We start from the raw sequence: 9,883 nt of genomic DNA on the forward strand, positions 1-9,883 counted from the left end.
CATCCGAACCAGTTTAAGACTCAAGCAGCTCAGGTCTCTCAACTAGTGTTAGCTACTCCTAGTGACCCAGCTACCTTTAACGCTATTGTTAATACCTCTCCCTTCGGTGTATTTGGTTACCTCTACGAAGGATTGTTGAGTGAGAATGGCATGACAGGGGAGTTGGAGCCAGGACTAGCTGAATCTTGGGACATTTCCTCAGACCGACAGCAGATCACCTTCACCCTGCGGGATGGGCTAAAGTGGTCTGATGGGGAACCCCTGACTGTGGATGATGTGATCTTTACCTATCAGCAGCTTTACCTGAATCCCAAGATTCCCACAGTTTCCCGAGATTTCCTCCAGATTGGTAGTACTGGTAAGTACCCATCGGTGCGCAAACTAGATCAGCGGCGAGTTGAGTTTACCTTACCAGAACCCTTTGCGCCATTTGTGAGATACGCCGGAACCCTAGCCATTCTACCGGCTCATGCCTTAAAAGAGTCTGTGCAAGCCACTGATGGTAATGGCAATCCCCAGTTTCTTGCCACTTGGGGCACTGACACCAATCCCCAAGATATTGTTAGCAATGGTCCCTATCGACTACAAAAGTATACCCCTGCTGAGCGAGTCATCCTACAACGCAACCCTTATTACTGGCGTGCTGATGCTCAGGGAAATCCCCAACCCTACATTCAACGGATTGTCTTGCAAGTTATCCCATCCTCTGATAACCAGTTACTCAGATTTCGCTCTGGGGAGTTGGATAGCCTCAGAGTAAATCCTGAGGCCTTTGGGTTACTCAAACGAGAGGAAAAGCGGGGGAAATACACCATTTACAATGGAGGACCGATGCCTAGCATTAGGTTTGTCGGTTTTAATCTCAACAAAGCTCGCAATGCTCAAGGAAAACCTTTCGTAGACCCAGTCAAGTCTCGTTGGTTCAATACCTTGGCCTTTCGACAAGCGGTAGCCTATGCTATTGACCGGGAAAGGATGAAAACTAATATTTATCGGGGACTCGGTGAAGTACAACATTCCCCCATTGCTGTCCAAAGTCCCTATTACCTGTCCCCAGAAGAAGGGTTAAAAGTCTACAACTATCAACCCCAGAAGGCCAAACAATTACTATTAGACGCTGGTTTCAGATATAACTCCCAAAATCAGCTGCTGGATTGGGATGGCAACCGGGTAAGATTTACTATGCTGGTGAAATCAGACGATAAGTCCCGAGTAGACGCAGCAATTCAGATTAAACAAGACTTAAGCCAAATTGGGATAGAAGCAGATTTGCAGGTACTCAGCTTCAACCTTGTGCTCAGAAAGCTTCTATCGACTCGAGATTGGGAGTGTTATGTGGGTGCGTTTGGAGCAGGAGTAAATGAGCCTCACAATGTATTTGTGTTCTGGTACAGTGGAGGCTCGTTTCATCAATTTAATCAAGGTCCTCAACCCGGACAACCACCACTGGCAGGATGGGAAGTGTCTGACTGGGAGCAAGAGATTGACCGTCTGTTCAATGCTGGGATAAAAGAACTTGATCAGAGCAAACGCAAAGTCATTTATGGTCAATTCCAGGAAATCGTTGCCGAGGAGTTGCCCGTGTTTTTCCTGGTCAATTCACTAGACTTTCAGGCAGTACGCGATCGCATCGAGAATATCAAATTTTCTAGCTTAGGGGGACCGTTATGGAACATTGATGAGCTGAGAATTGCGGAAAACTAATCAAGTCTTGGGTCTTGGGGGATGGGGATTGTGGGGAGATGGGGAGATGGGGAGATGGGGAGAGTGTGGGGGTGTGAGGGCTAATAATTGGTAGAAAAATTTCTGCAAGACCTGCCCACAGACCGTCCTTACAGCTTATCCCTATAGGGTACCAGGACTAGAATGTGCGCGGAAAATTTGCTAAATTATAGTGTTTTTGGCAACATTATTTTAGTAATAAAACTGACAAAATTCATGAATTTTTACTCTTCTCGAATAAAATACTCCTTTAGCCTCTCTAGTGCTATTTTTCTGAGTCTCGGAACTGCAGAAATAGCCACTGCTGCCACTTTCAGTGATGCACCCATTTTTTCTGAAGTTGATAGCTTCAGTACTACCATTACAACCAATGGCAATCCGGCAGACATTTACTTTCCAGTTGTATCTAGGACTAGCAAGGAATTATTTCCCACTACCATCCTCTTGCCAGGTGGATTGGTAGACAAATCCTTCTACTCTAGTTTTGCGACTCAGGTTGCTAGCTACGGCTTTGTGGTTGTCGTTCCTAACAATAGGGTATCTCTACCCCAGTTTAATTTTGAAGGATTGCTTCCTGAAGCTTCGCAAATTAACTCGATTTTCGACTTTATTATTGCAGAAAGCGAGAATTATAATTCCCAGCTTGCGGGTATTGTGGATACCGAGAAGCTAGGTTTACTCGGTCATTCCCAAGGGGGGGCAGTCGGTTTAACCGCGATTGAAGATTCCTGTATTTTTCCCCTCTGTTTGGATGATTTTAATCGTCCAGAAGCACTTATGGCCGGTGCTTTCTACGGTACAAATCGATTCGATCCCTTCTTAATGGAATTTGTTCCTACGGCTAATGATGGCATTCCTGTGGCCTTAGTTCAAGGAAGCCTCGATGCTCGGGCAACCCCTGAGGAAGCTTTGGGGACTTTTGAGTTAATCCAAGATCCTCCCAAAGCATTGATTACCGTTGCAGGTGCCAATCACTTTAGTATTACTAATGTTAATAATCCGATACTTTTTGGCTACTAAAGTCTACTAGCGCAGACTTTAGTTCACCAATGCAAGCTGCTCTCGCAGCCAGGGTGTATCTACCAAAGCCCTCAGGAATATCCCGCGAGCGCCATTGATGTCCCGTTCGCGAAGCGTGACCAAAGGTCAATCCATAGACCGGCCATCAATCTTTGACCTAATGGTCTTACTGCCGCCGATGTTTACCATTTCTCCTGTCCAGCTCACAGTCTTGGAGGTATAGGCTTCACAGACATCTACTACTGTTTTCCCAGTTTCGGAAGCTTTGTGTTTTAAAAACTCCTTGAATCTGAAGTGGGATAAAGTGAGTAGGTTTCGGACTGTCTTTGATCTGATTTTCCTTTTTCCTTTTTTTGACATTTCAGATGTCTCAAAGGTCGGAAGTAATATCACATCAAATTTATCTACCAAGAATCTAGCAGCTTTATGATGGAGTTCATTTATTAGGTTTTGAATTCTGAGAACAATCCGCCTGGCAGCTTTTCTCATTCGTCGTTTTTGATTCCTCTTGGCCTTACTTATTTTTGAGATTAAGTTATCAAGATGAGCGCAAAGCCTTTGAATCCGAGAAAAGTCACCGTGACCAATCTTGCCTGTAGAATTTTCACTCTTAAATGTCAGGAAGGTTCTAACTCCGGGGTCTATCGCGACTACCCTACCTTGGTTTTCGGCTTTTATTTGAGTAGTCTGATGGGGGACTGTTAAGTAGTAGTCCCCATTATTACTAGTCAATCTACAATCTCCCCTGTTCTCAGGCAAAGTCTCAGCAAAAGTTAATCCTCCCAGTTTAGTGTGATAAATGCCTTTGACTGAGACTGCTGATTTGGGGATGTAGCAAGACTGAATTGGGTTTTTCCTAGAGCGAAACCTAACCCGATTACTTTTTCCAGTCTTTTGGTATTTTTTCTTGGCCTCCCTAACAGCGGTGCAAGCATCCTTTATCGCTATCGATTTAATTTGATAAGGTACTTCCTTACACCACTCGGGAAGGTTATTTAATATGCCAGTTTTAATGGCTTTCCAATTAGCTTTTACTTTACTATTCTGAAGTATCTTGACGGTCTTGTTGAAGACGTAACGAGACACTCCAAACCACTTTCGGACAATCGATCTCTGATCAGCACTTAGGAATATCCTGATCTTCTTTGATTTTTGTCCCGTACTTTCGGAGTCCGTGGACTCGGCAAGAGAAGACGTGAATGATGGAGAGAAGATCTGCGGTAAGTTCTGATTCTGGACAACTTTTAGGTTGGTCGAGAACCAAGATTTTTCCACCGTTGTATCCGACCAAGTACTCAAACAGTTCAAAACCGAATCTGGTGAGCCGGTCTCTACAGGTAACAACAATCGTGAGCTGACATCCCTGCATAAGTCGTTCCAATATGGCTCTAAGTCCTTTCCTTTTGTAGTTAAGTCCTGAGCCGATGTCTTTGATGATTTCTGCTTCCGGGAAGAGCGAGTGCATGTACGCGACTTGCCTGACGAGGTCATCTTTTTGCTTGGAGCTACTGACCCGGCAATAACAGATGGTAGCTGGTTTTGGGGGTTGTCGTTTCCCCAAAGTGGCAAGGCTAACTGTACAAAACATCCTGTATCCGCTGGGGGTTCGTTAGCATCTGATCGTGCCATTGTCTGCGTACTTCCTTAGAGTGGTTTGAGAGAGTCCCGTAAGTTCGACCGCCTTACGGAGAGGTACTAATGCCATGACTAAAGTCTATGACTTTTCCATAGACTTTACTAGATATTGTGATACTTATTGTAACTGTCCACTAACCCCCTGGTGCGCGACCCGATTTTAGCAATCCCACTCTAGCTCAGGATGAAGCGATTGAAACCATTGCCCGTTGGAGTGCTTTGTTCTTGCGCGCTAATCTTCTAGATGATGCCAACGCTTTTGAGTTTGTATTCGATACAGGGGCAAAATTAGATCCTAATGTCACTGTGATTGCTGAGGTGAAAACTGTTCCGGAACCAAGTTCCCTGTTTGGGGTATTGGCAGTAGCTATGGGCGGTATTAGTTGGCTGTGGCAGCGTAAATAGGGGTTAGTGTGCTGCCCAGGGTAAGGGCAAAAATTAAGGCTCTCCTAGAGTGGCTATGATAAATTAGTATAAAATAATCGCCGTAAACCTTACTAAGTAAGCTTTTGAGTAATTTAAAAATGCATTTTTATTAAAATGGCATTTTTAGTTCATTGAATCCCTTGCTATTGAAGGGGTAATCGCTCATTTAAACTACTCATTTACCACACCCATTGTAGGAGAGCCAAAATTAATACAGCGGTTTGCACTTCAGTTAGGTACTTTCGTTTTGGGTTTGTAGGGACTTCGGAGCAGGGAGCAGGGACTGAGGCCGTGGGCCACGCGGGGCGCGTTCGGAAGTGGGAAGTCGGAAGTGGGAAGAGGAGAAACAATGTGTACCTGATAGTTATGCAAACCGCCGTAAGGAGTAATTATTACTAACAATATTGAAAAAAACTATTGAAAAAAAGTACAATAGTGCTGATAATCAAAGATTACTATGGTCATAATACTTGCCTTTTATCACATTTTGGCTCAATTTTTTCTGGGCTTACCCTGCTCTCTACTCCCTACTCCCTAAAATCCCAAGGGCTGGGTAACTCACCCGATTGATAACTGCTATCTATTTAATAGAAAGAAAGGGGTTGAAAAAAAATGCGATGCGCGAGCATTGAGCCGCTACGCGAACGCATTTGTTTTATGAATCTGGGGTATGCGATGCGCGAGCATTGAACCCCTACGCGATCGCATCAGGGAGTTGACTTGGTGATCGCGAGAGCTATGCCATCCTGTAGGTGCGAGTATATAGGTGCGAGTATAGCGATCGCGTAGCGTGGCCTACGGCCAATCGCTTTCTTTGTTAACTTAGAGTAGGTTAAGTCAGACTAGAGGGACTAAAGAACCATGAATGATCGTGATCAGATTCAGGACAAGCAGTCAACTGACCAGTCAGAGGAAAAATTATTCCGACAATGGTATCGTTTTATTAAGGATCATGGATTCACCTGGAAAGGAATTCTTTCTCGATATAAGGGTAACGGAAGTCTTGATGAAGTCCTTGATTCCACAAGAAGATTTACTCCTCTAGCAGATGCATCTCAAATTGAGCATTATGTGTGTTTTCTTAACCAAGACGATCCCTCGAAAGTCCAAGAAAATACGTGGATTATTGAAAAATGCGGTCCAGGTATCTCTCACCCCATCGATCTGAGTTCAACGACGATGTTTTCATCTAAATCCTCTGGTATATTGAGTAGACCTTTTAGGAAAGACCAGGTCAACTTGACCGAGATTTACCTGTTGGAAGGGAACCGTCGTATCAGTGTGGTAATTAGCTATTTCCCCGATCGCTCCAAGGAATCAGGCAATCCATGTGTACTCTCCAGGATTTCCTTGTTCCGGGAAGTGAAACTTGACGTTGTCCCATTTCCCTGGTCTAATCAGAGACCAGAGGTAAGTAATCGGGATTATCCGAGCATTAAGGCGATAGATACCCTGGTATTACGATCAGGCACATTTGATGAAATTCCCCTGCCAGATTACCCTGTCCATTGGCCGAAGGACGGTCGATTAATCTTTGATTTTCCCGACGGAATTTCCATAAACGTGCCAGAAACCCTTGAGCCTGGCCACGATAGCACTCTTATCCTTAGTTGGAGATACAGCACCGATCGGATCAAGAGAGGGATTGCTAACTTCACGGATGATACCCGCACAGCTGATTTGATTACACAGGAATGCGTGATTGTCTAAAAATAGGGTGGGCAATGTCTAGCAAGCCTTAGTACTAAGATTGACATTAAAGGTTTAGTATTGCTGGCGTCAGTGCCGAAAAAGCTCCAGATTCGCCATCTTTGATGGTCAGTTGTTTCATAGAGGAAGTTATCTATGAGAGTTGATACCAAAACACCAGAAGCAGTACAAAAAACTGGCACCGCTCCTATAGCTGAAACACAGCAAGAGTTCAACTGGCAGCAGTGCTGGTATCCTGTTACCTTTGTGCAAGACCTGCCCACAGACCGTCCTTACAGCTTTTCCCTGTACGACGAGCCTTTGGTCTTGTTCAGAAACCAAGATGGTAAGCTAGCCTGTTTAACAAACCGCTGCCCTCACCGCGCCGCTAAACTCTCAGAGGGACAAATCATTGATGGTAAAATTGAGTGCTTATATCACGGCTGGCAATTTGGTCGAGATGGTCAATGTTTACACATTCCCCAGTTACCAGAAGATGCCAAGATTCCAGCCAAAGCCTATGTGCAATCCTTTACGGTTGTGGAACGGCAAGGTATTGTCTGGGTATGGATGGGGAAACCTGAAGCTGCTGATCAAGAGGGAATCCCAACTGTAGCGGATTTGGACAATCCTACAGTTGCCAGCTCAGACTATATGATAGACCTCCCCTACGACCAAACCTATTTTATAGAAAATGCCCTCGATCCCTCTCACCTCTACATCAGTCACGAGGGCACCCTAAGTAGTCGAAAATACGCTCAACCCTTAGAAATGGAAGTCCTGGAAAGTTCTACTTTTGGGATTCGAGGCAGGTACCGAAAAACCAGGCAAAAGAATAGCCCATGGGTAAACCTTGATTTCGTTGCTCCCAATTTAGTGACCTACAGAAGCTCAAGTGGGGAAAAATCAGTTCGTATCGGTGGAGCAGCACTTTATTCCCTTCCTCTAGGTAAAGGCAAATGCCGTATTATTATCAGGAATTATAATAATCACTCTACCTGGAAACTGAAGCTACAGCCTCGTTGGATGGAACACTGGTACCGAGACAAATTCTTAGAAGAAGATTTACCACTTGTGGTGGGACAGCAGGCAGAAGTGGAGCGGTTGGGAACAAGCCTAAACTCACTGTATTTACAACTCAAAACATCGGATATGTTGTTGATTGAGTATCGCAAGTGGCTCGATAAGTTCGGAACGTCTTTACCTTTTTATCAAGGCTATTCCACCAGGAAGCTATCCCAGAAAGAACGAGAGGATAATCAGCAACCAGCTCCCCTAGACCGATTAAGGCGACATACTCAAATCTGTGGTTCCTGCAATCGAGCCTATCAGGTAACCAACCGGTTAAAAACGACTTTTGTGGGAGTAGCGATCGCATTGGCGGCTTTGGCAATAGTTACGGATGGTTCTGGGACTGAACTAATAGCTAGTTTAGGGTCTGGCTCAGCCGTTGTTATAGCAACAGTTGCCCATCAAGTTAAAACCCATTTCGAGCGTTCTTACACTCGTCATTAAGGCTAATTTTGGCTCAACGCCATGTAAGCATTCAGGCGTCAGCTATCAGCCGTCAGCTTATTTTATTCAAAAGCTGTTCGGTGTAGCTTGCGCTATGGGCATAAACTGTTGCCGTAGCGTAGCCACAGGCTTTTGGCTGATAGCTGATAGCACCTCAAGTAGCCTGTGCCACGCTACGGGAAAAGCTTTTGAATAAAACAGGTAACCATTCATTTAATATGAGTTAAGTCTGCTGACGGCACCTCAAGTAGCGTGAGCTCTTATAGCAGTCGCCAGGGTAATTAGGACATGACAAAAGTCTCAAACTACAGTTTGGCTTGAGTTTAACTTCTGACTTCTGACTTCTGACTTCTGACTTCTGCTATAGCTCACGGCTGACGGCTGAATGCTTACCTAACAGCTACCAAAAAGATTACCGAAAGATGACAATACCCACCAATAATCCCAAGGAATTTAGAGAATTTGAATATTGTGGATGGCAACAGTCAGTAGACCAATATCATTCCTCTTTTTCGTCTCTGACTAGCCAAACTATCGAGTCTCTCCTTGATAGTGTAAATGCGGGAAGGGATATGGAATTACTTGATATTGCCACTGGTCCTGGTTATGTCGCTGCCCAGGCTCACAAGCGAGGATGTAAGGTGACGGGGGTAGATTTATCAGACGCTATGGTTGCCAAAGCACGGCAACTGAATCCCCAGATCGAATTTTTTCAGGGGGAAGCCGAATCATTACCCTTTGCCGAATCTCGATATCAAGCAGCCGTAATGAACTTTGGAATTTTGCATTTGGCTGAACCAGAAAAGGCACTGGGTGAAGCATTTCGGGTAATTCGTAGCCAGGCCAAGTTTGGCTTTACTGTGTGGAGTAAGCCAGAAAAATCGATAGCGTTGAAGATTATGAATAAGGCGATTGAGACCTATAAAAATTCAGAGGTTACTCTTCCAGAAGGGCCGCCATTTTTTCTATTTAGTGAACCAGATTATTGCTTCAAGTGTTTGCAAAATTTAGGATTTCAAAATCCTTCTGTACAGGAAATTCCCCTAGTCTGGGAACTTACCAGTGCCGATGAACTTTTTGATGCTTTTTATAAAGGCACCGCCAGAACAGGTGGTATACTGCGCGCTCAAACTAGTAAATCCCTTGACAATATACGGGCAGCAATTCACCAGAACACTGCAAGCTATAGGCAAAATAATCGACTGCTTCTGCCTATGTCAGCCCTAGTTGTATCTGCTCAGAAACCTTGAACTCTTCCCCAACTAAAGTAATACCAATTCTTCAAACTAGGACTACAGATCCAGATGAGGAGATGGGGCACTCACAGGGGTAGGTTTTTTACATTAGGGAACTGATCGAAAAAGCTGGGTGTGAATTACTGTTCTTGCCCACCTATTCCCCTGACTTCAACCCCATCAAGCATTGGTGGCACAAAGAGAAGACGGCCATTAGGAAAGAGTTGCCTAAGTATGATTTTAATCTTGACAAGGTAGTCGATGCAGCCTGACAGGATCTGTAAATATAACAGCGCGCAGTGCTATAAAGGCCATCTGCCAATGTGCTGTCACTGAGCATCTTTCTGGAGAATTGCTGGGTAGATTTGCTCTGTTGCTCTGGCAAGCTGGTATCGGTCATCAATTTCTGCCCAGAGTAGATCGCTAATCACCGTATAGTAAACTGGATAGGATTTTGCTGCTGCTATCAGCCCATCAGTTTCATAATTCAGCTTGAGGCTCGTTTTAAATCCTACGGTGGCTTGGGCCAACATACTTTGAAACAAAGGCTGGGATATTTTGGAAATACCGACCAATTCACCGGCAATTTGACTCCCCAGTTCAGCCTTATTTTTAGACATCGCAACGATTGTCTCACCTGA

The 9,883-nt window shown here is 44.6% G+C and carries 8 protein-coding genes and 2 pseudogenes; 7 read left to right on the plus strand and 3 right to left on the minus strand.

Annotated elements, in window-relative coordinates; all coding sequences use genetic code 11:
* Positions 1–1,704 (plus strand): ABC transporter substrate-binding protein (locus F6K38_RS29050; protein ID WP_287358538.1); only part of this gene is annotated, 1,704 nt, incomplete at its 5' end.
* A gap of 234 nt (positions 1,705–1,938) precedes the next feature.
* Positions 1,939–2,742 carry an alpha/beta hydrolase family protein gene (locus F6K38_RS29055; RefSeq protein WP_287251067.1) on the plus strand — a complete coding sequence of 268 codons (804 nt, stop codon included), beginning with the start codon at positions 1,939–1,941 and terminating at the stop codon, positions 2,740–2,742.
* Between the two features lie 126 nt (positions 2,743–2,868).
* Here F6K38_RS29055 and F6K38_RS29060 read toward each other — a convergent pair whose 3' ends face one another.
* Both F6K38_RS29060 and F6K38_RS29065 read right to left on the minus strand, forming a co-directional pair.
* Positions 2,869–3,957 (minus strand): RNA-guided endonuclease InsQ/TnpB family protein, encoded by a 1,089-nt coding sequence (locus tag F6K38_RS29060; protein WP_287264024.1) that lies wholly within the window; start codon positions 3,955–3,957, stop codon positions 2,869–2,871.
* Positions 3,860–4,330 carry an IS607 family transposase gene (locus F6K38_RS29065; protein ID WP_008191518.1) on the minus strand — a complete coding sequence of 157 codons (471 nt, stop codon included), beginning with the start codon at positions 4,328–4,330 and terminating at the stop codon, positions 3,860–3,862. Before F6K38_RS29065 ends, F6K38_RS29060 begins: the two co-directional genes overlap by 98 nt.
* A 272-nt stretch (positions 4,331–4,602) precedes the next feature.
* Here F6K38_RS29065 and F6K38_RS29070 point away from each other — a divergent pair, with 272 nt between their 5' ends.
* The 5 genes and pseudogenes from F6K38_RS29070 to F6K38_RS29090 form a co-directional block, all read left to right on the plus strand.
* On the plus strand, positions 4,603–4,782 hold the full coding sequence (locus tag F6K38_RS29070) for a PEP-CTERM sorting domain-containing protein (protein ID WP_008191520.1): 180 nt from the start codon (positions 4,603–4,605) through the stop codon (positions 4,780–4,782).
* An 882-nt stretch (positions 4,783–5,664) separates the two neighbouring features.
* Positions 5,665–6,513, plus strand: coding sequence for a DUF3598 family protein (locus F6K38_RS29075; protein WP_008191524.1), 849 nt, complete (start codon positions 5,665–5,667; stop codon positions 6,511–6,513).
* A 135-nt stretch (positions 6,514–6,648) separates the two neighbouring features.
* Positions 6,649–8,007, plus strand: coding sequence for an aromatic ring-hydroxylating dioxygenase subunit alpha (locus F6K38_RS29080; RefSeq protein ID WP_287358541.1), 1,359 nt, complete (start codon positions 6,649–6,651; stop codon positions 8,005–8,007).
* A 422-nt stretch (positions 8,008–8,429) separates the two neighbouring features.
* Positions 8,430–9,257 carry a class I SAM-dependent methyltransferase gene (locus F6K38_RS29085; RefSeq protein ID WP_287358544.1) on the plus strand — a complete coding sequence of 276 codons (828 nt, stop codon included), beginning with the start codon at positions 8,430–8,432 and terminating at the stop codon, positions 9,255–9,257.
* Positions 9,258–9,349: 92 nt separating this feature from the next.
* Positions 9,350–9,514, plus strand: a pseudogene (locus F6K38_RS29090) (transposase); the annotation flags it as partial.
* Positions 9,515–9,571: 57 nt separating this feature from the next.
* Here F6K38_RS29090 and F6K38_RS29095 read toward each other — a convergent pair.
* Positions 9,572–9,883: pseudogene (locus F6K38_RS29095) on the minus strand (phosphocholine cytidylyltransferase family protein); the annotation flags it as partial.

This window comes from Moorena sp. SIO3B2, from assembly GCF_010692525.1.
Taxonomy (GTDB): domain Bacteria; phylum Cyanobacteriota; class Cyanobacteriia; order Cyanobacteriales; family Coleofasciculaceae; genus Moorena; species Moorena producens.

Bases quoted from the DNA above. Each gene is read 5' to 3' on its own strand.
- F6K38_RS29055 (WP_287251067.1), top strand. From the start codon at position 1,939: ATGAATTTTTACTCTTCTCGAATAAAATACTCCTTTAGCCTCTCTAGT.
- F6K38_RS29065 (WP_008191518.1), bottom strand. From the start codon at position 4,330: ATGTTTTGTACAGTTAGCCTTGCCACTTTGGGGAAACGACAACCCCCA.
- F6K38_RS29075 (WP_008191524.1), top strand. From the start codon at position 5,665: ATGAATGATCGTGATCAGATTCAGGACAAGCAGTCAACTGACCAGTCA.
- F6K38_RS29080 (WP_287358541.1), top strand. From the start codon at position 6,649: ATGAGAGTTGATACCAAAACACCAGAAGCAGTACAAAAAACTGGCACC.
- F6K38_RS29085 (WP_287358544.1), top strand. From the start codon at position 8,430: ATGACAATACCCACCAATAATCCCAAGGAATTTAGAGAATTTGAATAT.